Source organism: Bradyrhizobium sp. Unk1, from assembly GCF_059512345.1.
This window is the reverse complement of sequence record NZ_JCAMOP010000019.1, coordinates 133,975-157,696: the sequence shown is the minus strand read 5'-3', so window position 1 is coordinate 157,696 and position 23,722 is coordinate 133,975. Positions and strand designations below refer to the sequence as shown.

Here is a 23,722-nt window from a genome sequence, read left to right as displayed (position 1 = left end):
TTCACCTCTCCCCGCGAGCGGGGAGAGGGAGATTAACCGACCCGCCACTCCGGAACGCCATCCGCGGCCATCGTGATCTCGCCGAGCGATCCTACCGGCGTGCGATCCATGTTGAGCAGATGCGCCAGCGTCGCCGCGTCACTTGCCGGAATGCGCGCGAGTGTGCGCCGCTCGTCCGCCGTCCGCAGCATCACCACGCCGTGTTCGACCTCGCTGCCTCGGCCATAGAGCACCGTAAAGCTCTCGACCTTGCCCTTGCCTGAGGCTTCGGTGACGAACTCGGGCACCGCGCGCTTGTTGCGGTCGGCCTCGCCTTGCACGCTCGTCTCCTGCGCCAGCGCCTCACGCGGCGTCTTCGACACCACCGACGCGTGGTGCTTGGTGACGAAGCCGCCCTGGCCGTAGAGCAGCCCGAGCTTGGCACCATTGCGCACGCGCCGCACCATCGCGCAGGCCGCATGCGTCATGTAGGTGTTGAGCGGCGCACCGAAGAAGGTGAGACCACCGGTCACGGTCGGCTGCACGTCGGCGCCGAGGCCCAGCGTCCTCCGCGCCATCTTGGGCACGCAGGGGAAGCAGCTATAGAGCTCGATCGCGTCGAAGGCGTCGCCGCCGGCGAGGTCCATCACGGCCTTCAACACCGCGTTCTGCGGATGGCTTTCATAGAACTGATCGCGCAGGAGGTAATCGCGCGGCTCTTCCGCCGAGGCGCCGCCGAGCGGATAGACCAGTCTGTCCTCCGCGATGCCGGCCGCGCGCGCCTTGGCGAGGCTGGTGAGCAGCAGCGCGCCGCCCATGTTGACGCTGGGGTTGGCAACCATGAGCTTGTTGTAGGGCCAGGCGATCAGCCGGTTGTCGGCCGTCGGCGTCGTGATCTCGTCCGGCGCATAGCTCCGCTTCAGCCAGGCGTTGGGATTTTCGGCGGCGGCCTCCGAGTAGCGCGACCACAGCGTGCCGGACTCTGCCATGGCTTCGCGCGGCGTCTGGCCCCAATGGGCGGAGGAGGCGGACTCATAGAAGGGATAAACGGTGACGGGACGGAACACGCCGAGCTTCACCGCCAGCGGCTTCTGGAAAGCCGCCCCACGCTTGGGCTCCTCGACGTCATGGGCGAACGGCGTCCAGGGCAGCTTGATCCCGGCGCGCTCCGCCTTGGTCGCGGTCGACTGCGCCTCCGCACCGCAGACTGCCGCCACCATGCATTCGCCACGCGCAATGCGCTTTGCCGCCTCGTGGATGTAGCGGATCGGACTCTCGCCGCCGACCGGGCCGTAATAGCAATGCGCAGGCGCAATGCCGAGCCGCTGCGCCAAAATCTTCTCCGGCTCGCGATAGCGCCAGCTCAGGAAGTTGACGACGTCGAGCGAATGCACCTCGGCAAGCAGTTTTGCGCCGGCGTCCTGCTCGGCCCGCCGCAGCGCCTGTTCGAGCAGATCCAGCGGCTCGAGGCCGTCGGTGATCTCCTTGGGGCGATCGACGATCTCGCCGATGCCGACGATGACGGGGATACGGTCTTCGGGTAGATTGGTCTTGGTCATTTCTTCTTGCTTCACGTTTCAGATCTTGGTCACGCCGTCGCCCTTCGAGGGCCGCTGAAGAAGCGGCCACCTCAGGGTGACGGCTACGGAGGAAGCGTCATCCTGAGGTGCGAGCCGAGCGACGCTTGCGGCGCTTGGCGAGCCTCGAAGGATGAGCCGCACACACCAATCACTCCGCCACCAGCGCATTCATGTGCTCGACGGCTTCGGCGAACTCTTCCTTGAACTCCTGCACCACCGCGCCCGCCGACTTCACGCTGTCGATCAGGCCGACGCCCTGGCCGACGAAATAGCTGACGAGATCGCGCGCCTTGGCGTTGCCGCTTGCGGCTGCGCGATCGATCGCGTTGAAGGCGTCGCGGCTGATGACGCTTTGCAGCGGCATCGGCAGCGCGCCGGGGCTTTCCGGCGCACGATCCCAGGCATCGGTCCAGACCGAGCGAAGTTGCCGGGCCGGCTTTCCCGTGCGCCCCTTCGAACGGATCGCGTCGCGCGAGGACGCCGCAATCATCTTCTCGCGAAAAATCTCCGTGGTCTCGGCCTCGACGGTGGCGAGCCATACCGAACCGGTCCAGGCGCCGGCCGCGCCCATCGCCATGCAGGCGGCCATCTGCCGTCCCGTCATGATGCCGCCGGCCGCGAGCACCGGCACGTCGCGGATGTTCTTGATCGCCTTGATCACCTCCGGCACCAGCACCAGGGTGGAGACCTCGCCGCAATGCCCGCCGGCCTCGGTGCCCTGCACCACGAGAATGTCGACGCCGGCCGCAACCTGCCGCAATGCATGCTCCTTGGCGCCGACGAGGGCGGCAACCGGCACGCCGTGCTTCCTGCCCATCTCGATCATCGCCTTCGGCGGCACGCCGAGCGCGTTGGCGATCAATCGGATCGGATGGTTGAAGGAGACCTCGAGCAGCTGAAGTGCCGTCTTCGCGTCGAACGGTTGCGGCTGGTTGTCGGCCACATCACCTGTCGTCAACTCAATATCGTATTTTTTCAAGAGGTCGCGCGTGTAGGCGCGATGCTCCTGCGGCACGCGCGCCTCCAGGCTCTTCCAGGTGACGTCCTTCTCGCCTGCGGTCGAGATGTTTTCGGGGATCAGCACGTCGATGCCGTAGGGCTTGCCGTCGACATGCTCGTCAATCCATTTCAGCTCGCGCTCGAGCGTGTCAGGCGTGTGCACGGTGGCACCCAACACGCCAAAGCCGCCGGCGCGGCTGACGGCGGCAACGACGTCGCGGCAATGGCTGAATGCGAGCAGCGGGAACTCGATGCCCAGCATGTCGCAGATCGGCGATTTCATGGCTCTCTCCCGGCAGCCGTCGCGTTGCTGTTGTTGCTTTGCTCGAGCGAAGGCGCTTCGACGCTAGCCCATCGTCGCTAGCGATGCCAATCCGGATTTGGCCGCGCATCTTGCGTGCAGACGCCACGCGGCGGATGAGCCATTCCGCTGCACAAAATAAACCGACCGGAGCCCGCCGATTTGCCTCTTGCGCTTTTGTGGGTCTGTGAGAATGCTGGCTCAAACAAAGAGAAAACAGCGAGGGAGCGCCAACCGATGTCGTCAGCGCAAGCGAGTCCGGTCCGAACCGTGAAGGCCCAAACCGTGAAAGCCTACGACGTGGTCGTCGTCGGCGCGGGCTTTGCCGGCATGTACATGCTGCACCGTCTGCGCGGTCTTGGCTTCTCGGCGCGCGTCTATGAGCAGGGTGGTGGCGTCGGCGGCACCTGGTACTGGAATCGCTATCCCGGCGCGCGCTGCGATGTCGAGAGCATGCAGTATTCCTATTCGTTCTCGGAAGAGCTTCAGCAGGAGTGGGACTGGAGCGAGCGCTACGCGCCGCAGCCGGAGATACTGAACTACGCCAACCACGTTGCCGACCGTTTTGATCTTCGCCGCGACATCCAGTTCGACACCCGCGTCGAGCGCGCGGTATTCGACACGGGCGCGCAGTGCTGGTCGGTGACGACGTCTGACGGCTTGACGGTTGAGGCCCAGTTCATCGTGCTTGCGACCGGCTGCCTCTCGAACGCGCGCAGGCCCGACATCAAGGGCCTCGAGAGCTTCAAGGGACCTGTCTACCACACCGGCAGCTGGCCGCATGAACCGGTCGATTTCACCGGTCAGCGCGTCGGCCTCATCGGGACTGGTTCATCGGGTATCCAGTCGGCCCCCATCATTGCCGAGCAGGCGAGACATCTCACCGTGTTTCAGCGCACGGCGAATTTTTCGATTCCCGCGCGCAACGCCGCGCTGACCGACGAAGAACGCAGCAACGTCCGCAACACCTATCCGGAGATCCGCCGCTTCGCCCGCGAAGTCGCGCGCAACGGCATTTTCGCCGAGCAGCCCGATCGCGGCGCACTCGACGACAGCGACGAGACCAGGAATGGCAAATATTCGGCGCGCTGGGAGCGCGGCGGGCTCACCTTCATGTATGTCTACAACAATCTCGGCCTCGAGCGATCCGCGAACGATACCGCGGCGAACTTCGTGCGCGGCAAGATCGCCGAGATCGTGAAGGACCCCGAAACCGCGAAGCTGCTGCAGCCGAACAGCCATCCGATCGGCACCAAGCGGATCTGCATCGATACGGAGTATTTCGCGACCTTCAACCGGCCGAACGTCTCGCTGGTCGACATCAAGACCAATCCGATTGAGGAGATCACGGCGAATGCCGTGCGCGTCGCAGGCAAGGACCACGAGGTCGACGCGCTGGTGATGGCGACGGGCTTCGACGCCATGACCGGATCAGTCGCGAAGATCGACATCAGTGGCCCGGGCGGACGGACGCTGAACGAGAAGTGGGCGGAAGGCCCAAAGACCTATCTCGGGCTGATGAGCGCGGGCTTTCCGAACCTCTTCATCATCACCGGGCCCGGCAGTCCGTCGGTGCTCTCGAACATGATCGTCTCGATCGAGCAGCATGTCGACTGGATCGCCGATTGCCTCGTCCACATGCGCAGGCAGGGTGTTGCCACCATGGAGGCGAGCGGGGAGGCCGAGGACAAGTGGGTCGCCCATGTCAACGAGGTCGCCCACGGCACGCTCTATCCGCAGGCCAATTCCTGGTACATGGGCGCCAACATTCCAGGCAAGCCGCGCATCTTCATGCCCTATATCGGTGGCGTCGGCGTCTACCGCCGGATCTGCGACGAGGTCGCGGCGAAGGGATATGAGGGATTTTTGCTGGGTCGGGCCGGGCAGGGGCTGACAGCGGCTGCGTCATAGAGGCTGTCATTCCGGGGCGCGCCACCTGGCGCGAGCCCGGAATCCATCTCTTCGAGCATTTCCGCGGCCCGATGGATTCCGGGCTCGCCCTGCGGGCGCCCCGGAATGACAGGGGAGGGCTTGCCATGACGAAAAGTAGAGTTGCCCAGCCGGGCAATGCATTTTGGTACCCTTGCCATCGGCCATTCGCGGGCTAATTAATGCAGGCGCATCTTTTCGCCGGAGCCCCCGCATGACCGACGCCCCCGCCTACGTGCCGCCCAAAGTCTGGACCTGGAACAAGGAGAATGGCGGGCAGTTCGCCAGCATCAACCGGCCCATCGCCGGTCCCACCCACGACAAGGAGCTGCCGGTCGGCAAGCATCCCTTCCAGCTCTATTCGCTGGCGACGCCGAATGGCGTGAAGGTCACGGTGATGCTGGAGGAACTGCTGGCGCTCGGCCACAAGGGCGCCGAATACGATGCCTGGCTGATCAGGATCGGCAATGGCGACCAGTTCGGCAGCGGCTTTGTCGACATCAACCCGAACTCGAAAATTCCCGCGCTGGTGGACCGGTCCGGTCCCGAGCCTGTCAGGGTGTTCGAGTCCGGCTCGATCCTGGTCTACCTCGCCGAGAAGTTCGGCGCCTTCCTGCCGAAGGACATCAAGAGCCGCACCGAAGCGATGTCCTGGCTGTTCTGGCAGATGGGCAGCGCGCCCTATCTCGGCGGCGGTTTTGGTCACTTCTATGCCTACGCGCCGACCAAGATCGAATACGCCATCGACCGCTTTGCGATGGAGGTCAAGCGCCAGCTCGACGTGCTCGACCGGCGCCTCGCCGACAACGAGTACCTCGCGGGCCTTGAGTACACCATCGCCGACATCGCGGTGTGGCCCTGGTACGGCGCGCTCGCCAAGGGGCTGGTCTATGGCGCCGGCGAATTCCTGTCGGTGCAGGACTACAAGCACGTGCAGCGCTGGACCGACCAGATCGCCAAGCGCCCGGCCGTCAAGCGCGGCCGCATGGTCAACCGCGTCTCCGGCGATCCCGCCAGCCAGCTCCACGAGCGGCACGACGCCGGCGATTTCGACACCAAGACCCAGGACAAGATCGGCGAGCCGGCCGCGACGTAGTGCTGTCGTTGTAGGGTGGGCAAAGCATCTGCCGTCGCTCGCAGAGCGAGGGCGGATGCGTGCCCACCATCTTCGTCCCGCGCGAGAAATGGTGGGCACGTCGCGCGAAGTGCGCGCCTTTGCCCACCCTACGCGGCCTACTTCCCCTTCGCCCCCTCCGCGGCCGGAAACACCACGCGATCATCCGTGCGGCAGTAGCGATCTGCGAACATGCGGCCGATCGGGTGATAGCGGTCCATGTGCACCCGCATTGCCTTGTCGTCCCACAGCTCGTCGCGGATATGGAAGTGGACGCCTTCGCCCATGATCAGCCGGCGATCGTCGTTGACGTCGATCATCTTCCAGAGCTTGCACTCCATCGCCCAGGGCGTGTCGGCGAGCCGCGGCACGGCGATCCTGGTCGAGGGCGCGAGCTTCAGCCCGAGATAGTCGGGCTCGCCGATTTCGGGCGGAAAATCTCCGCTGCTCTCGTGCATGACCTTCGCCAGCGGCTCGTCGGCGAGGTTGACCACGAACTCGCCGGTGCGCTGGATGTTGAGAAACGTGTCCTTGTCTTGGCCGTTGGGCTTGCGGTTCGCCGCGAACATGCACAGCGGCGGATCTTCGCAGAAGGCGTTGAAGAAGCTGAACGGCGCGGCGTTGACGATTCCGGTCGGCCCGACCGAGGTCACCCACGCGATCGGCCGCGGCAGGATGAATGACGTCAGCACCTTGTAGCGCTCGCGTGGCGTCAGCTCGCTGGCGGCGTATTCCATGGTGGCTCCGTGAGTTGTCGCCGCGCCCATGTCCGCCGAAGCTTTAGCGAAGGCGGATGCGGGGAGAGGTCGAATTCGATCGCAGATCGAATTCGGGTAACGGGGTACAGGTCCCTCGATGATCTCATGTGTGGAGAGAGGCCCCTCACCCCAACCCTCTCCCCGTAAGAACGGGGAGAGGGAGAGGAGAGAGTCTTCACGCCATGCTCAGCTCGTGGCGTCCCACCACCATCCAGTGAACCTCGTCCGGGCCGTCGGCGAAGCGCAGGTGGCGGACGTCCTGGTACATCTCCGCGAGCGGGGTCCAGTGCGAGATGCCGGTGGCGCCGTGCATCTGGATCGACTGGTCGATGATCTTGCAGGCGCGCTCCGGCACCATGGCCTTGACCATGGAGACCCAGACGCGGGCCTCCTTGTTGCCGAGCACGTCCATGGCCTTGGCGGCCTTCAGCACCATCAGCCGCATCGCCTCGATCTCGCAGCGCGCCTGCGCGATGATCTGCATGTTGCCGCCGAGATGGGCGATCTTCTTGCCGAACGCCTCACGGGTGAGGCCACGCTGCACCATCAGATCCAGCGCCTTCTCGGCCTTGCCGATGGTGCGCATGCAATGATGGATGCGGCCCGGGCCGAGGCGGAGCTGCGAGATCTCGAAGCCGCGGCCTTCGCCCAGCAGCATGTTTTCCTTGGGCACACGGACGTTGTTGAAGCGCATGTGCATGTGGCCGCGTGGGGCGTGATCCTGGCCGAACACGTACATGGGCCCGAGCACCTCGACGCCGGGCGTGTCGCGCGGCACCAGGATCTGCGACTGCTGCTTGCTCGGCGCCGCATCCGGATTGGTCTTCACCATCACGATTAGGATCTTGCAGCGGGGATCGCCGACGCCGGAGATGTAGTACTTCTCGCCGTTGATGACCCATTCGTCGCCGACGAGCTTTGCGGTCGTCGAAATGTTCTTGGCGTCGGAGGAGGCGACGTTCGGCTCGGTCATGACATAGGCTGAGCGGATCTCGCCGTTCATCAGCGGCTTCAGCCACTTCTCCTTCTGCTCCTTGGTGCCGACGCGCTCCAGCACTTCCATGTTGCCGGTGTCGGGCGCCGAGCAGTTCATCGTCTCGGAGGCCAGCGGACTCTTGCCGAGTTCGGAGGCGATATAGGCGTAGTCGAGATTCTTCAGGCCCTGGCCGGTCTCGTCGTCGGGCAGGAAGAAGTTCCAGAGGCCTTCCTTCTTCGCCTTGTTCTTGGCGACCTCGAGCACCTCGAGCTGCTTCGGGGTGAAGCTCCAGCGATCCTCTTTGCCTTCGCCGGCCTTGGTGAACTCGATCGACATCGGCTCGACGGTGTCGCGGATGAATTTCCTGACGTGATCGTAGAGCGGCCGGACCTGGTCCGACATGCGGAGATCGTTGAGCTCGTCGCCGGGATTGAGGGTGTAGTTGGTGGTGCGGGGTATGTAGGCGTGTTTTGTCATTGTTCCTCCCGGGGTCACTGAGATCGCGTTGGGTTGGAGAATAGTCGCAGCGCGCGCAAAGTGCGAGCGCGCTTTTTTTCACGCGAGCCATCCCATCTCATGGAATATCGCAATGACGTTTCAAACACTGTTTGAGCGAGCTCGGCATCGCGGCGGCGACAGTCGGATGACCTGCCTGCTCGCAGATCTTCAGCAGGCGTCTTGCGATCTGACCATGTGGGTTGGTCGACGGGGCGCGCCAGCAGACCCGCGGCTCCTCTGGCCGGTTCCGGACTGATTCCCGGCGGCTATTGGGACTTTTGCGCGCCGCTGTAACCGGCTAACCTCCGGCTCGCGCAGAGGGAGAGAGCATATGAGTTCTTCCGTTGTACGCGAAGTGCAGTTTCCTAAGCAGCCGGCGCTCCAGTTGATCTACGATACAGCGCCGATCGGGCTTGCTTATCTTTCGCCGGACTGCCGCTATTTGCAGATCAACCAGCGCCTCACCGAGATCTGCGGTATCTCGGTCGAAGGCCATCTCGGGCATACGGTGCGGGATTGCGTGCCCGGGCTCGCATCCGCCGTCGAGGGCATCGTTCGCTCCATCATGGAAACCGGCGAGCCGGTCACCGGGATCGAGGTTTATGGCCAGCGTCCCGGCTATAATGACGAGCGCTGCTGGATCACCTACTGGCATCCGCAGCGCGGACCGAACGGCAACATCGTCGGCGTCAACGTCGCGGCGGAGGAGATCACCGAACGCAAGCGCAGCGAACGCGAGCTCCGCAGTGCCCGCGACGCGGCCGAGGCGGCGTTGCAACGCCTGAAGGAGGCTCAGGATTCACTGGTCGAGGCGGAGAAGCTCGCGGCTCTCGGACGGCTGGTGGCCGGCGTGGCACACGAGATCAACAGTCCTGTCGGCACCAGCCTGACCGTCACCTCTGCGCTTGAGCGCAAGGCGGTAAAGTTTGCGGCGGAAGTCGCGCGAGGCGGGCTGAAGCGATCGAGCTTGAATGAGTTCGTCACGGTCGTTCAGACCGCATCAACGCATCTGGCCGACAATCTCGCCCGCGCGGCCGAATTGATCCAGGCGTTCAAGCAGGTCGCGGTCGATCAAGGCTATCTCGAGCGCCGCAGCTTCGATCCGGGCGAGCTAACGCGACAGGTTGCCGCGAGTCTACAGCAGGAATTGCGGAAGAACGGTTTGGCGCTCAATGTCGATTGCCAGCCCGGTCTCGCAATGAACAGCTATCCCGGTCCATACGCACAGGTGGTGACAAACCTGATTAAGAACGCGATGGTGCACGCGTTTCCGCACGGCAAGAGCGGCAGCATCAACATCGAGATTCGCACGTGCGGCCGGGATGATATCGAGATCACCATTTCCGACAATGGCTGCGGCATGAGCGAGGACCTCCGCCGGCAAGCCTTCAATCCGTTCTTCACGACGCGTCGCAGTCAGGGCAGCATCGGCCTCGGCCTGCACGTCGTCCATAACATCGTCTTGAATCGGCTGGGCGGCCGCATCAATCTCGAAAGCGAGCCAGGCGAGGGGACCCGGATCGGAGTGATTGCGCCGCGAGTGGCGCCCGAGCCAAGCGATGCCTAATGAGGATGCTGTCCGTCGACGGCAGAGAATATCCCTGCCATCGACGGCGCAGTGAGTGCTTCGCTCACGCCATCCGATGCATCGCGCAGATCTTGTTACCGTCGAGATCGCGCAAATAAGCGATGTAGAGCTTGTTCCCTGCGCCCTCGCGGATGCCGGGCGGATTCTCGATCGGCGTTCCGCCGGCGGCGATACCAGCGGCGTGCCACTTGTCGACCTGCTCAGGCGAGTTGGCGGCAAAGCCGATGGTGCCGCCATTCGCGCAGGTGGCGGCCTCGCCGTTGATTGGCTTCGTCACCGAGAACACGCCGGTCTTGGTGATGTAGAAGATGCGATGGCCGTCGACCCTGGCCGGGCGCACCTCGAGAGTACCGAGAAGGTTGTCGTAAAAGGCCTTGGCCTTGTCGAGGTCGTTGGTGCCGATCATGATGTGCGAGAACATTTGCCCATTCCCCTCAGAGTTTGTAGCCCGGATGGAGCGCAGCGAAATCCGGGTCTTGCTTGCTTTTGAAATCCCGGATTACGCTTCGCTCCATCCGGGCTACGAGATTCAAAACGCCGTGTAGCCGCCGTCGATCACGAACGTATCCGCGGTGTGATACGACGATGCCTTGCTCATCAGATACACCGCGATGCCGCCGAAATCGCTGGCCTCGCCGAAGCGCCGCATCGGAATGCGCGGCATCACATTGGCGACGAACTTCTCGTTGGCCATGATGCCCGCGGTCATGTCGCTCTTGATCCAGCCGGGCAGGATCGCATTCGCGGTGACGCCGTGGCGCGCCAGCTCGACGCCGAGCGCGCGCACCAGCGCGTTGATCGCGGCCTTGGTCGCGGCATAATGCTCGTTGCGCGCAGTGCCGAAGATCGAGGCGAGGCTCGATGTCGCGACCAGCCGGCCGAAGGGATCGCCGGCATTGGCGCGCTCGGTCATGTGTTTTGCTGCGGCCTGGAACGCGTGGAACACGCCGTCCAGATTGGTCGCAAACATGGTGCGCCACTCTTCCTCGGTGCGCTCGATGAAAGAGCGCCGGCCGCCGCCGCCGATGCCGGCATTGGCGAAGCAGCCGTCGACCCGGCCGAAAATGTCGAGCGTGGCCTTCATAGCGGCATTGACCGAGGCCGGATCGGTGACGTCGCAGACGCGGCTGTCGACCTTGCCTGATAGCCCCGTCATGCTCGCGGCAGCAGCCTTGTTCTTGTCAGGATTGCGGCCCCAGATCGAGACGCTGCAGCCCTGGCCGGCGAGCGCCTGCGCGATGCCGAGCCCGATACCGCCATTGCCGCCGGTGATCACGGCGACGCGGCCGGTCAGGTCGAAAAGGTTCATGGCGCGTTTCCTCTTCTTGGCACGGGCGCGCGCCAGCCTGTGCGCGCAAGATTGTGCGATACGACGACAAGGTATGTTCGGACCACCATGGACAAGGCCGCGACAAAAATCAAATATGCGCCCCGGCAAAACTAATTCCGGTCTGCGAAACATCGCTAGTACCAACTGACGAGGAAACCATGCAGTTCAAACACGTCACGCTAGATTTCGATGGCTCGGTCGCGATCCTCCGGCTCGACCATCAGGAGGTGATGAACGCGGTCTCCATGGACATGCTGGGCGGCCTCTCCGATGCGCTCGACGCGATCGAGGAGAAGAAGGGCGACGTGCGCTGCGTGGTGCTGACCGGCGCCGGGCGGGCGTTCTGCACCGGCGCGAATCTGCAAGGGCGCAACAACCAGTCGAAGAAGGCCAAGGCCGGCCTGACGCTGGAGACCGGCTTTCATCCCTTCCTGCGCCGCATCCGCAATCTGCACTGCCCCATCGTCACCGCCGTCAACGGCCCGGCGGCCGGCGCCGGCATGAGCTTCGCGCTGCTCGGCGACATGATTTTGTGCGCGCGGTCCTCTTACTTTCTTCAAGCCTTCCGCCGCATCGGCCTGGTGCCGGATTGCGGCTCGACCTGGCTGCTGCCGCGTCTCGTCGGCCGGGCGCGCTCGATCGAATTGTCGCTGATGGGCGAGCGCCTGCCGGCCGAGAAGGCGCTGGAATGGGGCCTCGTCAACCGCGTCTACGACGACGGCGTGCTGATGGAGGAGGCGATGAATCTAGCGCGCGACCTTGCGAGCGGCCCGACGGTCGCGCTGTCGCTGATCCGCAAGCTCTACTGGGACAGCCCCGAAAATTCGTTCGAGGATCAGCTCAATCTCGAATTCCAGTGCCAGCTGCGCGCCGGCGACACGGACGATTTCCGTGAAGGCGTTGGCGCGTTTCTGGAGAAGCGCCCGGCGCAGTTCAAAGGCAAATGATCGAGCCGCAACTTGGACGAATCGTCAGCTCCTGGCACGCGGGTGCCTTCGGAGTAGCCAATTCTAAGAGGCTCTCCGGAGGCGCGAGCCAGGAAACCTGGTCGTTTGATATCATGCACCCTGACGGCTTGGCGGGGGCGATCTTACGCCGTGCGCCTCAGGGGTATGGGGCCGCACCGACGCGAGCAGCCGGCTTGGCAGCTGAGGCGAAGCTGATGCAGCTCGCGTTTGAAGCCGGTGTTCCTTCACCTCGTGTGCTGTACGTGCTGAGACCGGAAGATGATCTCGGTACCGGTTTCATCATGGAGCGCGTCGAAGGAGAAACTATCGCGCGGAAGATCCTTCGCGATGCCAAGTTTGCTAGAGCTCGGCCGAAGCTCGCGCGGCAGCTTGGGGAAGTATTGGCAGGCCTGCACAGGCTGCCGCTGTCGAAACTGCCCGAGCTGCGCAGCCGGTCCGCGACCCAGGAGATCGGCGAGTTCGAGCGCGACTATCGTAGCCTGAACTGGCCCAAGCCCGTGTTCGAGCTGGCGCTGCGCTGGCTGCGCGACCATGATCCGGGGCCGTCGGCCGAGACCACGTTGGTGCACGGCGATTTCCGCAACGGCAATCTCATCATCGGCGCCGACGGCGTCCGTGCCGTGCTCGACTGGGAGCTCGCCCATCTCGGCGATCCCATGGAGGATCTCGGCTGGGTCTGCGTCAATTCCTGGCGCTTTGGCGAGATCGACAAGCCGGTGGGTGGTTTTGGCACACGCGAGGAATTGTTCGCCGGCTACGAAGCGGCAGGCCGAAGAGTCGATCCCGTGCGCGTCAAATTCTGGGAAGTGATGGGCACGCTGCGCTGGGGCATCATGTGCGGCGGCATGATGCAGCGATTCCGCGAGGGGCCGGATCATTCGATGGAGCGCGCCATGATCGGCCGCCGCGCCTCCGAGACCGAGATCGATCTGTTGCGGCTGCTGGCGCCGCGCGGGAGCTGACCATGCAGGACGAACCGACCCCGATCGAGCTGACCAAGGCGGTCGCCGATTTCCTCCGCAACGACATCACGCCGCTGATCTCCGGCCATCAGGCCTTCAAGTTGCGCGTCGCCATCAACATCCTCGACCTCGTGACGCGGCAGCTGACGCAGGAGGAGGGGTGCGACGCGAAGGAGGTCGAGCGTTTGCGCGCGCAGCTCGGCATGGACGGCTCGGTCGCCGATCTCAACCGAGCGCTCGCCGATCGCATCGCGAAAGGCGAGATCGACCTCGCAACGCCGGGTCTCGCCGAGCATCTGTGGGCGACCACGATGGACAAGCTCGCGGTCGATCAGCCGAATTACGCGTCGTACAAGCGGGAGCTGGGGCGGGGCGGGTAGGGAGGTCGCGCGCCTCATACTCACTGTCATCGCCCGCGAAAGCGGGCGATCCAGTATTCCAGAGACCGCAGTGACATACAGAGAAGCCGCTGCGTACTGGATGCCCGGTCAAGCCGGGGCATGACACCGATGATGTTGGGGGCGCTCGTCGTCGTGACGGGAGACCTCTTACTTCCCCACCCATTTCGGCGGCCGCTTCTCCGAAAACGCCTTCGGGCCCTCGATATAGTCCTGCGAGGCCACCATCGCCTTCACCGCCGGATATTCCCGCTGCTCCTCGATCGCCTGCTCCAGTGACACGGCAAGCCCCTTCTGGATGGTCTGCTTCGAGGCCCGGATCGACATCGGCGAGTTCTTGGTGATCATCTCCGCCCAGCGCAGCGCGGCGGTCAGCGCCTCGCCCTGCGGCACCACCTCGTTGACGAAGCCGAGCTCATGGCCCTCCTTGGCGCTGACATGGCGCGCGGTGAGGATCATGCCCATGGCGCGCTTCAGTCCGATCTGGCGCGGCAGCCGGTGCAGGCCGCCGGCAAGTGCGGCGAGGCCGACGCGCGGCTCGGGCAGGGCGAAGGTTGCGTTCTCGGACGCGATGATCAGATCGCAGGCCAGCGCGATCTCGAAGCCGCCGCCCATGGCGACGCCGTTGACCGCAGCGATGATCGGCTTGTCGCAGTCGAAGCGCGAGGTGAGGCCGGCAAAGCCGCCCTTGTCCCAGCCGCGCTTGCCGCCGGCGGCCTGCCACTTCAGATCGTTGCCGGCGCAGAACGCCTTGTCGCCGGCACCGGTGACGATCGCGACCCACTGCTCGGCATCGGCCGAGAAATCGTCGAACACCTTCTGAAGTTCGAAATGCGCGTCGGTGTGGAGCGCGTTGTAGACCTCGGGCCGCGACAGCGTGATGATCGTGATCGGCCCCTTGCGTTCCACCTTTGAGAATTTCAGATCCATCGCGCGCTCCCGCATTTTCTCGTGAAGGAATATTGCGGACATACTAGCGCGCGTCAGTGCCGCGACACCATCGAATTGCGCGGACGCGCCTTGCGCCTGTCACACGCCTTGCCTTGCTTGACTTGCGCGCGCACTTCTCACCTTAATCGCGCGAAGCGAAAAGCGCGGTAGCGCCTTAACGCAAAACAACAAAATCAATCCGGGAGAGAGCCGTGGATTTCTCATTGCCTGCCGATCTCGTCACCTATCTCGGAGAACTCGATCGTTTCATCGAACGCGAGATCAAGCCGCTCGAACAAGCCGACGACAACATCCGCTTCTTCGATCATCGCCGCGAATGGGCGCGCACCGATTTCGACAATGGCGGCCTGCCGCGCCATGAATGGGAAGCGCTGCTGCGCAAGGCCAAGGATCTCGCGGATGCCGCCGGCCATCTGCGCTTTCCGGTGCCGAAGCAATATGGCGGCAAGGACGGCTCCAACCTCTGGATGGCCGTGATACGCGAGCACTTTGCCGCCAAGGGTCTCGGCCTGCACAACGATCTCCAGAACGAGCACTCCATCGTCGGAAACTTTCCTGTCGTCACGATGCTCGACCGCTATGGCCGCGACGACCAGAAGGCGATGATCGACGGCTCGATCAAGGGCAAGTACCGCATCACCTTTGGCTTGACGGAGCCGCATCACGGCTCGGACGCCACCCATATGGAGACGCGCGCGGTGCCCGCGACCCGCGACAACATCAAGGGCTGGATCATCAACGGCGAGAAGATGTGGACGACCGGCATGCACGTCGCCACGCATTGCGCGCTGTTCGCGCGCACCTCGGGCAATGACGGCGATGCCCGCGGCATCACCTGCTTCCTGGTGCCGGCCAAGAGCCACGGCGTGAAGGTCGAAGAATATATGTGGACCTTCAACATGCCAACCGACCATCCCCGCGTCAGCTTTACGGACGTGTTCGTGCCGGAGGATGCGCTGTTCGGCGAAGTCGGCCGCGGCCTGTCGCTGGCGCAGTGCTTTGTCCACCAGAACCGCATCCGCCAGGCGGCAAGCTCGCTCGGCGCCGCCGTCTACTGCATCAACGAGAGTGTGAAATACGCGCGCGAGCGAAAGCCGTTCGGTAGGGCGCTCGCCGAGAACCAGGCGATCCAGTTCCCGCTGGTCGAGCTCGCCACGCAAGCCGAGATGCTGCGCCTGTTGATCCGCAAGACCGCGTGGGAGATGGACCAGCTCACCGAGGAGCAGATCGAGCGCACGCTTTCCGACCGCGTCTCCATGTGCAACTACTGGGCAAACCGCCTCTGCTGCGAATCCGCCGACCGTGCCATGCAGGTCCACGGCGGCATGGGCTATTCACGCCACAAGCCGTTCGAGCACATCTACCGCCATCACCGCCGCTACCGCATCACGGAGGGGAGCGAGGAGATCCAGATGCGCAAGGTGGCGGGGTTTTTGTTCGGGTATATGGGGCCGGGGAAGCATTAGCTGCTGGTGCGAGCACAGCTATCGTAGGGTGGGCAAAGCGAAGCGTGCCCACCACATCTCCCGGTATCGAAGAATGGTGGGCACGGCGCTCTGCGCCTTTGCCCACCCTCGGGCACCGCGGGTTCAATTCACCCGCCGATCCTTCCCCGCCCAATACGGCTCCCTCAACTGCCGCCGCAAGATCTTGCCTGACGGGTTCCTCGGCAGCGCCGGCAGGAACTCCACGCTCTTCGGCGTCTTGAACCCGGCAATGCGTTCGCGGGTGAAGTTGATGATGTCGGTGGCGGTCGCCTGCTTGCCGGGCTTCATCACCACGACGGCCTTCACCGCCTCGCCCCATTTGTCGTCGGGCACGCCGATCACGGCTGCTTCCGCGACGTCGGGATGATCGCACAGCGCGCTCTCGACCTCGGCCGGGTAGATGTTCTCGCCGCCGGAGATGATCATGTCCTTGATGCGGTCGTGGATGTAGAGATAGCCGTCCTCGTCCACATAGCCGGCGTCACCGGTGCGCAGCCAGCCATCGCCGCGCAGCGTCGCCGCAGTCGCCTCAGGCAGGTTCCAGTAGCCCGCCATGTTCGAGCCCGAGCGCGTCGCGATCTCGCCGACCTCGCGCGGCGGCAGTGGTTTGCCGTCCGCATCGAGGATTGCGATCTCGACGCCCGGCAGCGCCTTGCCGGCCGATCGCATCCGCTCGAGGCCCTCGACATGGTCCTCCGGCGGCAGCGCGACGATGGTGCCTGTCGTCTCGGTCATGCCGTACATCTGCACGAAGCCGCATTTGAAGACCTCGATGCATTCCTTCAGCAGCGCCGCCGGAATCGGCGAGGCGCCATACAGCATGTATTTCAGCCGCGAGAAATCGACTGTCCTCGCGCGCGGCTGCCGCACCACGAACTGCATCGCCGCCGGCACCATGAACAGCTTTGTGATGCCCGACTGCTCGAAGAAATCCAAAACCTTGGTCGGATCGAACTCGCGCGCGATCACGCCGCGGGCGCCGTGATAGAGGCCCATCACGCCCCAGCCGGAGCCGCCGATGTGAAAGATCGGCATCGCCACCAGCGACACGTCGTCGATGGACCACCGGTTCCATTCCGGCTTGTCCGCGGCATTGCCGGTCTGCACGAGGTTGAGGAAGTTCGCATGCGACAGCATCGCGCCCTTCGGCTTGCCTGTGGTGCCTGACGTGTAGAGCTGGATCGCGATATCCCTGGTGTCGATCGGCACCCTGGGATCATCGCCGCTCTGCGCATCGCGCCAGGCCGTAAAATCTTGCCATTCCGGCGCGCCGCCTTCGGTGGTGATGACAGTGCGCACGCCAGGCAACTGGTCCTTGATCTGGCGGACCTGCGTGATGAACTCCGGTCCTGCGAATAGCACCGGCGCCCTGCAATCCGCGACGATGAAGGCGACCTCGGGCCCTGCGAGACGCCAATTCACCGGCGCCATCACCACCCCGGCCTTCATCGCGCCCATCAGCAGCTCGAAATAAAGGTCGCTGTTCTTGCCGAGATAGGCGATGCGGTCGCCCTTCTCCACGCCCATCGCGATCAACGCGTTGGCGACCTTGTTGGTCTTGACGTTAAACTCGGCAAAGCTGGTGACGCGGCCCTCGAACTCATAGGCGGTGGCGTCGCCGCGGCTCGTCGCGCGCTCGCGCACCATGTCGGCGAGATTCGCCAATGGCTGTGTGGTGGACATGTCTCTCCCGTGGCGTCTTGTTTTTATGCCTGGGAGTGTGGCGCCATCCGCGGGTGAAGACAAGATGGGAGAGGCCCCGCCGTCGTTCCGGACAAGCGCAGCGCAGGGACCCATGCTGCTGCTTCCGCGTTTGAAGAGAGATGGGCCCCGGCTCAGCAGCGCACCACGCCGAAGGCGGCGCGCCGCGCTGCGTCCGGGGCAGAGAGAGCATCACCCCCGCTTGGCCCGGTCCTTCTCGTTCTGCGCCATGATGCTCTCGCGCGCGGTTTTCCAGTCGTCGTCGCTCCAGTCGCGGAGCTGGTAGAAATTGCCGCCCATCGCCAGCGCCTGCGCGCCGTCCATCGCGATGGTCTCGCCGCTGATCCAGTCGCAGCCGCCGGAGATCAGGAACACCGCGAGGTTCTGCAATTCCTCCATGGTGCCGACGCGGCCCATCGGGTTCATCGCCTTGGTGCGCGCGCCGGCTTCGTCGCCGGGCTTGATGCGCTTGCTCATGCCCTCGGTCGGGATCTCGCCCGGCGCGATCGTGTTGAGGCGGATGCCGTACCGGCCCCATTCGGTCGCGAGCGACATCGTCATGGCGTGGATCGCCGACTTGCTCATCGCCGACGGCACCACGTAAGGCGAGCCGTTGCGCACCCAGGTCGTGGTGATGGAAACGACATTGCCGGGCTGCTTCAAGGCGATCCAGCGCTTGCCGACCGCATGGGTCACGTAGAACGTGCCGTGCATGACGATGTTGGCGACGGCATCGAAGCCGCGCGGCGACAGCTCTTCGCTGCGCGAGATGAAATTGCCGGCCGCGTTGTTGATGAGATCGGTGAGGGGGGCGTCACGAAAGATGGTCTCGACCATCTCTTCGACCGCGAGCGCGTTGCGGATGTCGACGCCGTGGCTGGTGACGCGGCCGCCATACTGATCCATCAGCTCGGTCGCGGTCTCGTCGCAGACGATCTTGCGCCGGCCGCAGATGTGCACTTCGGCGCCGAGCTGAAGGAAGCGCGCCGCCATCGACTTGCCGAGCCCGGTGCCGCCGCCGGTCACGAGAATGCACCGCCCAGCCAGAAGATTTTCCTTGAACATGGCTGTTTCTCCCGTACGGATTGTCAGTTAATTGGTCGATTGACTAAATCCGCCCGTCAGCTTTCTGTAAAGCGGCACCGAACAAGAACAGGGGAGAATTCATCCATGGAAGAGCGCGTCTCGATCTCGATCTCGGAAGGCGTCGCCGACGTGCGCCTGGTGCGCGCCGACAAGATGAATGCGCTCGATCAGGCGATGTTCGAGGCCCTTGTTGCCGCAACCGACCGGCTTTCCAAAGAAAAAGGCGTGCGTGTCGTCGTGCTCTCGGGCGAAGGCCGCGCCTTCTGCGCCGGTCTCGACATGGGGCGTTTTGCCGCCATGAAGGAGACAGGCGGCAACGGAATTCCGGGTGGCGAAAATCGCGATCTCACCAAGCGCACCCATGGCCAGGCGAACTTCCCGCAACAGGCGGTGTGGGGATGGCGCCAGCTTCCGGTTCCCGTGATCGCGGCCGTGCACGGCGTTGCTTTCGGCGGTGGCTTCCAGCTCTCGCTCGGCGCGGACATGCGCTTCCTTAGCCCCGATGCGCGGATGTCGGTGATGGAGATCAAATGGGGCCTCGTGCCCGACATGGCGGGCACGCCGATCCTGGCCTCGCTCGTGCGCGACGACATATTGCGCGATCTCACCTACACCGGCCGCATCTTCTCGGCGCAGGAGGCGATGAGCTACGGCCTCGCGACGCGCATCTGCGACGACCCGCGCGCCACGGCTCTCGAAGTCGCGCGCGAGATCGCCGGCAAGAGCCCCGATGCGATCCGCGCCGCCAAGCGTTTGCTCAACAATCTCTCGGTCGACCCCGGCCCGGCGCTGCTCGCCGAGTCCGTCGAGCAGCAGAAGCTGATCGGCAGTGCGAACCAGACCGAAGCGGTGCGCTCCAATCTGGAGAAGCGCGCGGCGAAGTATGCGGATTAGCACAGACCTCATCCCGAGGAGCCGCGAAGCGGCGTCTCGAGGGATGGGCCATGGGCTCTCATGGTTCGAGACGGCGCTGTGCGCCTCCTCACCATGAGGGTCGACAACAACAAAGAAAAAACAAAAATGAGCGAAACGTCAGAGTTCCTCGGCATCGTCTCCGGCGAGCGCCGCCGCGCCCACGCCGAAATCGCCACCCGCGCCGATCGCATCGCGAGCGGCCTCGCCAAAATCGGCGTCAAGCAAGGCGATTGCGTCTGCATGCTGATGCGCAACGACATCGCCTTTCTCGAAGCTGCCTACGCCGCGATGCGGCTAGGGGCCTATGGCGTGCCGATCAACTGGCACTTCAAGCCGGAGGAGATCAACTACATCCTCAACGATACCGGCACGTCCGTGCTGATCGGGCATGCCGACATGCTGCATGCCTTGCGCGATGCCATTCCGAAGGGCGTCACCGTGCTCAGCGTGCCGACGCCGCCTGAGATCCTGTCCAACTACAAGATCGATCCCGGTCATCTGAAGACGCCGGACTTCGCGATGGATTTCGAATCCTGGCTTGCGCAACACCAGCCCTATGACGGCCCAATCGTGCCGCAGCCCATGAACATGATCTACACCTCAGGGACGACCGGCCATCCCAAGGGCGTGCGGCGCAATGCGCCCACGCCGGAACAGGCGGCGGCCGGCGAGCGCATGCGTGCGATGATCTATGGGCTCAAACCCGGCGCTCGCGCGATCCTGCCGGGTCCGCTCTATCACTCCGCGCCGAACTCGTTCGGCATTCGCGCCGGCAAGCTCGACGGCGCGCTGGTGCTGATGCCGCGCTTCGAGCCCGAAGAATTTCTGGACCTGATCGAACGATACAAGATCGACACCATCTTCATGGTGCCGACCATGTTCATCCGCCTGATGAAGCTGCCGGAGGCGGTGCGCGGGAAGTATGATGTCTCGTCGCTGCGCCACATCATCCATGCCGCAGCGCCATGTCCGGCCGACGTCAAACGCGCCATGATCGAATGGTGGGGGCCGGTGATCTACGAATTCTACGGCTCGACCGAATCCAGCGCGGTCACCTTCGCGACCTCTGAAGATGCGCTCAAAAGGCCCGGCACTGTCGGCAGGATTTCGCCCGGTGCCGAACTGCGCTTCATCGGCGATGACGGCCGCGTGCTCCCCGTGGGCGAGATCGGCGAGATCTATTCCCGCATGGCCGGGATGGCCGACTTCACCTACCACAACAAGCCGGAGAAGCGCACCGAGATCGACCGCGACGGTTTCATCACCTCGGGCGACGTCGGCTACATCGACGAGGACGGCTACGTCTTCATCTGCGACCGTAAGCGCGACATGGTGATCTCGGGCGGCGTCAACATCTATCCGGCCGAGATCGAATCCGTGCTTCACGCCGTGCCCGGCGTGCATGATTGCGCGGTGTTCGGCATCCCCGATGCCGAGTTCGGCGAGGCGCTGATGGCCGTGGTCGAGCCGCAACCGGGTGTCACACTCGATGCCGGCGATATCCGCACCCGGCTCAAGGGCTCGCTCGCCGATTACAAGGTGCCCAAGCACATCGAGATCCGCAGCGGGCTTCCGCGCGAAGATTCAGGAAAGATCTTCAAACGTCGCCTCCGTGATCCCTATTGGGAGCAGGCGGGGCGGAAAATTTGAGGGCCTTGTAGCCCGGATGGAGCGAAGCGCAATCCGGGGCGGTGCTCGCGTCAAAAAGACCCCGGATTTCGCTGCGCTCCATCCGGGCTACGAACACAGGAACGAATGATCATGACCGACGCCGCAAACGAAGTGCTCTACGAGGTCGCCGACCACATCGCGGTGATCACGCTGAATGCGCCGGAGCGCATGAACACCATCTCCGGCCCGATGTTGAACGATCTGGCGCGGCTGCTGACCGAAGCCAACGAGGACAAAAACGTCCGCGTCGTGATCCTCACCGGCAAGGGCAGGGCGTTCTGCGCCGGCCTCGACCTGCGCAAGGAGCGCGACGGCAACGGCCTCAGCGCCGCGTCCTCGCCGACCACGATCAATCTCCGCAACACGCCGCCGACGGTTTTGCAGGCGATGGACAAGCCGACCATCTGCGCCGTCAACGGCGGCGCGGCCGGCTATGGCATGGACACCGCGCTCGGCTGCGACATCCGCATCATGGCGGAGTCCTCGAAGCTCGCCGCCGCCTTCGTCAAGCGCGGCGTCGTGCCCGAATCCGGCGGCACCTGGCTGTTGCCGCGGATGCTCGGCTGGGCCAAGGCTTCCGAGCTGATCTTCACCGGCCGGACGCTAAGCGCCCGCGAGTGTCTGGAATGGGGCCTCGCCAACGAGGTCGTGCCGGATGTCGACTTGATGGGCCGCGCCCGCGCCATCGCCTGCGAAATCGCCGCCAACGCGCCGCTCGCGGTGCAGGCCTCCAAGCGCATGATGCGGATGGGCCTCAACGAGAACTTTTCAGATCACGTCCATCACGTCTATCTCCAGCTCCTGCCGCTGTTCAAAACCCAGGACATGGCCGAGGGCATGAAGGCGTTCATGGAGAAGCGCGAGGCGAAGTTCGAGGGGCGGTAGCCGACGCGGGCTGGTACGCGCTGGGGTAGCAATCATCGATCGGCTCGGCTAGGTTGGCGTTCCCACGCTAACCCCCTGCGATCACCCATGCCCTCATACCGCGCCGGTCCCGGCTTCTTCGAAGTCCCTCATGCCGCCGTCTACGCGCTGATGACGGTGACGGTCCTCGCGTCGGGGTTCTGCTTCATCCTGGCGGGCGGCGCGTCGGCGCCGGCAGAGTTGCTGTATCGGTCCGGCGGCATGTATGCGACCGCAATCGCGCGGCATGAGTACTGGCGCCTCGTCGCTTATGGCTTCCTGCACGTCAATTTCGTCCACCTCACCATGAACATGTTGTGCCTGGTGCTGTGGGGCGCACATCTCGAGCGGCGGGTCGGACCGGCCTATTTCCTCATCATCTACCTCTGCGCGATGGTGTTCGGTGCCGTCATCGGCAATGGCATCCATTCCACCCCTTATTTGACGGTCGGCGCATCCGGCGCCACGTCGGGCATTTTGGGCGCACTGCTTTGCCTGTGGATTCTCGGCAAGCTCGACCTCAGGCTTGATTTCTTCGCCATCAACATCGGATTGAACATCGTGTTCGCGTTCAGCAATTCGCGGATCGATTGGGGCGTCCATCTCGGCGGCTTTGCGGCGGGCTTGATTGCATGCGCATTGCTGGACCTTGTCGAGAAGGCGAATGCCTATGTCCTTCGCTGCAAGTTTCCCGAAATCGTGAAGGTCAATCTGACCCTGCTTGCTTGCGTCACCGCGCTGTGGGCCTGGAACGGTCAGGCCCACGCCACTTCCGGATGGGGTCTGATGATCGTCGTCGTGGTCGCATGCTGTGCCGTCGTGAAGCTGGTCGATCTCGCGCTCTCCATGAAGAAGGGTCTCGCGATCGTCGTGACGGCCTTGGCCGGAATGAACGCTGCCGCCGTGATGCTTTGCGGTTGGGCTCTGGCGTTTTATTGCTGGCCCCACATGCCAATTGGATACATTCCGCTCGACATTTTTCTTGTCATATTTTGCCCCTATCCCTTTTTCATCTCGGGAGTCGCCGCGATTGGCGTCGCCGCGCTGACGCTTTGTCTCGGCGCGAAGGAGATTTCGCGAGGGATCGAGGATGTTGGATTCGTCGCCACGTCGCTGCGTGCCGAACGCAGCCGGCGTCATGGACTATGACCTCGGGGGGCGTGCTATAGTGAGGGGGTCATTGACCCCGCGGATAAAGCCATGACCCCCGTTTCCATCCTGCTCAACATCCTCTGGATTCTCATCGGCGGTGCCTGGATGGCGTTCGGCTGGCTGGTTGCCGCAGTCATCATGGCCGTCACCATCATCGGCCTGCCCTGGGCACGGGCGGCGTTCAACATCGCCGTCTACACGCTGCTGCCGTTCGGCTCGAGAGCGGTCAACCGCTACGAGGTCACCGGCACGAGCGACATCGGCACCGGCCCACTCGGGGTGATCGGCAATATCATCTGGTTCGTGCTCGCCGGCTGGTGGCTGGCGCTCGGCCACCTCGTGACCGCGCTGGTTCTCGCCATCACCATCATCGGCATCCCCTTCGCCTGGGCCCATCTGAAGCTCGCCGGCATCGCGCTCTGGCCGATCGGCAAAGTGATCGTGCCGGCCTAGCCGCAAGGAGCGATCGTCCCTTT

The 23,722-nt window shown here is 64.1% G+C and carries 21 protein-coding genes; 12 read left to right on the top strand and 9 right to left on the bottom strand.

Annotation, left to right across the window (positions count from 1 at the left end):
* Positions 1-32 precede the first annotated feature (32 nt).
* On the bottom strand, positions 33-1,538 hold the full coding sequence (locus tag AC5ZFO_RS24625; RefSeq protein WP_496122748.1) for an acetyl-CoA acetyltransferase: 1,506 nt from the start codon (positions 1,536-1,538) through the stop codon (positions 33-35).
* Between the two features lie 169 nt (positions 1,539-1,707).
* Positions 1,708-2,841 (bottom strand): nitronate monooxygenase, encoded by a 1,134-nt coding sequence (locus AC5ZFO_RS24620; protein WP_282524713.1) that lies wholly within the window; start codon positions 2,839-2,841, stop codon positions 1,708-1,710.
* 255 nt (positions 2,842-3,096) lie between these two features.
* Here AC5ZFO_RS24620 and AC5ZFO_RS24615 point away from each other — a divergent pair, with 255 nt between their 5' ends.
* Positions 3,097-4,770, top strand: a complete 1,674-nt coding sequence (locus AC5ZFO_RS24615) for a flavin-containing monooxygenase (protein ID WP_282524712.1) — start codon at positions 3,097-3,099, stop codon at positions 4,768-4,770.
* A 232-nt stretch (positions 4,771-5,002) separates the two neighbouring features.
* Positions 5,003-5,884: a glutathione-dependent disulfide-bond oxidoreductase gene (gene yghU / locus AC5ZFO_RS24610; protein WP_282524711.1), complete on the top strand. Its 882-nt coding sequence runs from the start codon at positions 5,003-5,005 to the stop codon at positions 5,882-5,884.
* 137 nt (positions 5,885-6,021) lie between these two features.
* Here the strand turns inward: yghU and AC5ZFO_RS24605 are convergent, their stop codons facing one another.
* Complete coding sequence (locus tag AC5ZFO_RS24605; protein WP_282524710.1) at positions 6,022-6,639, bottom strand: flavin reductase family protein; 618 nt, start codon at positions 6,637-6,639, stop codon at positions 6,022-6,024.
* 196 nt (positions 6,640-6,835) lie between these two features.
* Positions 6,836-8,113 (bottom strand): acyl-CoA dehydrogenase family protein, encoded by a 1,278-nt coding sequence (locus AC5ZFO_RS24600; protein ID WP_282524709.1) that lies wholly within the window; start codon positions 8,111-8,113, stop codon positions 6,836-6,838.
* Positions 8,114-8,465: 352 nt separating this feature from the next.
* On the opposite strand from AC5ZFO_RS24600, the gene AC5ZFO_RS24595 reads away from it, so the two are divergent.
* Positions 8,466-9,701: an ATP-binding protein gene (locus AC5ZFO_RS24595; RefSeq protein ID WP_282524708.1), complete on the top strand. Its 1,236-nt coding sequence runs from the start codon at positions 8,466-8,468 to the stop codon at positions 9,699-9,701.
* A 64-nt stretch (positions 9,702-9,765) separates the two neighbouring features.
* Here AC5ZFO_RS24595 and AC5ZFO_RS24590 read toward each other — a convergent pair whose 3' ends face one another.
* A complete protein-coding gene (locus tag AC5ZFO_RS24590) occupies positions 9,766-10,143 on the bottom strand; it encodes a VOC family protein (protein ID WP_282524707.1) in 378 nt (125 codons plus the stop codon).
* A 108-nt stretch (positions 10,144-10,251) separates the two neighbouring features.
* Positions 10,252-11,031 carry an SDR family NAD(P)-dependent oxidoreductase gene (locus AC5ZFO_RS24585; protein WP_282524706.1) on the bottom strand — a complete coding sequence of 260 codons (780 nt, stop codon included), beginning with the start codon at positions 11,029-11,031 and terminating at the stop codon, positions 10,252-10,254.
* 179 nt (positions 11,032-11,210) lie between these two features.
* On the opposite strand from AC5ZFO_RS24585, the gene AC5ZFO_RS24580 reads away from it, so the two are divergent.
* From AC5ZFO_RS24580 to AC5ZFO_RS24570, 3 genes are read left to right on the top strand one after another with little or no spacing between them, the layout of a single operon-like run.
* On the top strand, positions 11,211-11,999 hold the full coding sequence (locus AC5ZFO_RS24580; RefSeq protein ID WP_282524705.1) for an enoyl-CoA hydratase/isomerase: 789 nt from the start codon (positions 11,211-11,213) through the stop codon (positions 11,997-11,999).
* Entirely contained in the window at positions 11,996-12,982 is a 987-nt protein-coding gene (locus AC5ZFO_RS24575) for a phosphotransferase family protein (protein WP_282524704.1), read from the top strand. The genes AC5ZFO_RS24580 and AC5ZFO_RS24575 overlap by 4 nt, the downstream gene beginning before the upstream one ends.
* Positions 12,983-12,984: 2 nt before the next feature.
* Complete coding sequence (locus tag AC5ZFO_RS24570) at positions 12,985-13,362, top strand: DUF6285 domain-containing protein (RefSeq protein WP_282524703.1); 378 nt, start codon at positions 12,985-12,987, stop codon at positions 13,360-13,362.
* A 168-nt stretch (positions 13,363-13,530) separates the two neighbouring features.
* Here AC5ZFO_RS24570 and AC5ZFO_RS24565 read toward each other — a convergent pair whose 3' ends face one another.
* Positions 13,531-14,310 carry an enoyl-CoA hydratase-related protein gene (locus AC5ZFO_RS24565; protein WP_282524702.1) on the bottom strand — a complete coding sequence of 260 codons (780 nt, stop codon included), beginning with the start codon at positions 14,308-14,310 and terminating at the stop codon, positions 13,531-13,533.
* Positions 14,311-14,522: 212 nt separating this feature from the next.
* Here AC5ZFO_RS24565 and AC5ZFO_RS24560 point away from each other — a divergent pair, with 212 nt between their 5' ends.
* Positions 14,523-15,797: an acyl-CoA dehydrogenase family protein gene (locus AC5ZFO_RS24560; protein ID WP_282524701.1), complete on the top strand. Its 1,275-nt coding sequence runs from the start codon at positions 14,523-14,525 to the stop codon at positions 15,795-15,797.
* Between the two features lie 123 nt (positions 15,798-15,920).
* Here the strand turns inward: AC5ZFO_RS24560 and AC5ZFO_RS24555 are convergent, their stop codons facing one another.
* On the bottom strand, positions 15,921-17,501 hold the full coding sequence (locus AC5ZFO_RS24555) for a fatty acid--CoA ligase (protein ID WP_496122744.1): 1,581 nt from the start codon (positions 17,499-17,501) through the stop codon (positions 15,921-15,923).
* A 210-nt stretch (positions 17,502-17,711) separates the two neighbouring features.
* Positions 17,712-18,584 carry an SDR family oxidoreductase gene (locus tag AC5ZFO_RS24550; RefSeq protein ID WP_282524699.1) on the bottom strand — a complete coding sequence of 291 codons (873 nt, stop codon included), beginning with the start codon at positions 18,582-18,584 and terminating at the stop codon, positions 17,712-17,714.
* Positions 18,585-18,689: 105 nt separating this feature from the next.
* Between AC5ZFO_RS24550 and AC5ZFO_RS24545 the strand changes: the two genes are divergently transcribed.
* From AC5ZFO_RS24545 to AC5ZFO_RS24525, 5 genes are all read left to right on the top strand, one after another.
* Positions 18,690-19,499: a crotonase/enoyl-CoA hydratase family protein gene (locus tag AC5ZFO_RS24545; RefSeq protein ID WP_282524698.1), complete on the top strand. Its 810-nt coding sequence runs from the start codon at positions 18,690-18,692 to the stop codon at positions 19,497-19,499.
* A 126-nt stretch (positions 19,500-19,625) separates the two neighbouring features.
* A complete protein-coding gene (locus AC5ZFO_RS24540) occupies positions 19,626-21,170 on the top strand; it encodes an acyl-CoA synthetase (RefSeq protein WP_496122743.1) in 1,545 nt (514 codons plus the stop codon).
* Between the two features lie 111 nt (positions 21,171-21,281).
* Complete coding sequence (locus AC5ZFO_RS24535; protein ID WP_282524696.1) at positions 21,282-22,076, top strand: enoyl-CoA hydratase/isomerase family protein; 795 nt, start codon at positions 21,282-21,284, stop codon at positions 22,074-22,076.
* An 87-nt stretch (positions 22,077-22,163) separates the two neighbouring features.
* Positions 22,164-23,243 (top strand): rhomboid family intramembrane serine protease, encoded by a 1,080-nt coding sequence (locus AC5ZFO_RS24530; RefSeq protein ID WP_282524695.1) that lies wholly within the window; start codon positions 22,164-22,166, stop codon positions 23,241-23,243.
* A gap of 51 nt (positions 23,244-23,294) precedes the next feature.
* Positions 23,295-23,699: a YccF domain-containing protein gene (locus AC5ZFO_RS24525; protein ID WP_282524694.1), complete on the top strand. Its 405-nt coding sequence runs from the start codon at positions 23,295-23,297 to the stop codon at positions 23,697-23,699.
* Positions 23,700-23,722: the final 23 nt, after the last annotated feature.

What these genes read in the sequence shown, in the direction of transcription:
- AC5ZFO_RS24625 (WP_496122748.1), bottom strand. Translation starts at nt 1,538, where the DNA reads ATGACCAAGACCAATCTACCCGAAGACCGTATCCCCGTCATCGTCGGC.
- AC5ZFO_RS24620 (WP_282524713.1), bottom strand. Translation starts at nt 2,841, where the DNA reads ATGAAATCGCCGATCTGCGACATGCTGGGCATCGAGTTCCCGCTGCTC.
- AC5ZFO_RS24615 (WP_282524712.1), top strand. Translation starts at nt 3,097, where the DNA reads ATGTCGTCAGCGCAAGCGAGTCCGGTCCGAACCGTGAAGGCCCAAACC.
- yghU (WP_282524711.1), top strand. Translation starts at nt 5,003, where the DNA reads ATGACCGACGCCCCCGCCTACGTGCCGCCCAAAGTCTGGACCTGGAAC.
- AC5ZFO_RS24605 (WP_282524710.1), bottom strand. Translation starts at nt 6,639, where the DNA reads ATGGAATACGCCGCCAGCGAGCTGACGCCACGCGAGCGCTACAAGGTG.
- AC5ZFO_RS24600 (WP_282524709.1), bottom strand. Translation starts at nt 8,113, where the DNA reads ATGACAAAACACGCCTACATACCCCGCACCACCAACTACACCCTCAAT.
- AC5ZFO_RS24595 (WP_282524708.1), top strand. Translation starts at nt 8,466, where the DNA reads ATGAGTTCTTCCGTTGTACGCGAAGTGCAGTTTCCTAAGCAGCCGGCG.
- AC5ZFO_RS24590 (WP_282524707.1), bottom strand. Translation starts at nt 10,143, where the DNA reads ATGTTCTCGCACATCATGATCGGCACCAACGACCTCGACAAGGCCAAG.
- AC5ZFO_RS24585 (WP_282524706.1), bottom strand. Translation starts at nt 11,031, where the DNA reads ATGAACCTTTTCGACCTGACCGGCCGCGTCGCCGTGATCACCGGCGGC.
- AC5ZFO_RS24580 (WP_282524705.1), top strand. Translation starts at nt 11,211, where the DNA reads ATGCAGTTCAAACACGTCACGCTAGATTTCGATGGCTCGGTCGCGATC.
- AC5ZFO_RS24575 (WP_282524704.1), top strand. Translation starts at nt 11,996, where the DNA reads ATGATCGAGCCGCAACTTGGACGAATCGTCAGCTCCTGGCACGCGGGT.
- AC5ZFO_RS24570 (WP_282524703.1), top strand. Translation starts at nt 12,985, where the DNA reads ATGCAGGACGAACCGACCCCGATCGAGCTGACCAAGGCGGTCGCCGAT.
- AC5ZFO_RS24565 (WP_282524702.1), bottom strand. Translation starts at nt 14,310, where the DNA reads ATGGATCTGAAATTCTCAAAGGTGGAACGCAAGGGGCCGATCACGATC.
- AC5ZFO_RS24555 (WP_496122744.1), bottom strand. Translation starts at nt 17,501, where the DNA reads ATGTCCACCACACAGCCATTGGCGAATCTCGCCGACATGGTGCGCGAG.
- AC5ZFO_RS24550 (WP_282524699.1), bottom strand. Translation starts at nt 18,584, where the DNA reads ATGTTCAAGGAAAATCTTCTGGCTGGGCGGTGCATTCTCGTGACCGGC.
- AC5ZFO_RS24545 (WP_282524698.1), top strand. Translation starts at nt 18,690, where the DNA reads ATGGAAGAGCGCGTCTCGATCTCGATCTCGGAAGGCGTCGCCGACGTG.
- AC5ZFO_RS24540 (WP_496122743.1), top strand. Translation starts at nt 19,626, where the DNA reads ATGAGCGAAACGTCAGAGTTCCTCGGCATCGTCTCCGGCGAGCGCCGC.
- AC5ZFO_RS24535 (WP_282524696.1), top strand. Translation starts at nt 21,282, where the DNA reads ATGACCGACGCCGCAAACGAAGTGCTCTACGAGGTCGCCGACCACATC.
- AC5ZFO_RS24530 (WP_282524695.1), top strand. Translation starts at nt 22,164, where the DNA reads ATGCCCTCATACCGCGCCGGTCCCGGCTTCTTCGAAGTCCCTCATGCC.
- AC5ZFO_RS24525 (WP_282524694.1), top strand. Translation starts at nt 23,295, where the DNA reads ATGACCCCCGTTTCCATCCTGCTCAACATCCTCTGGATTCTCATCGGC.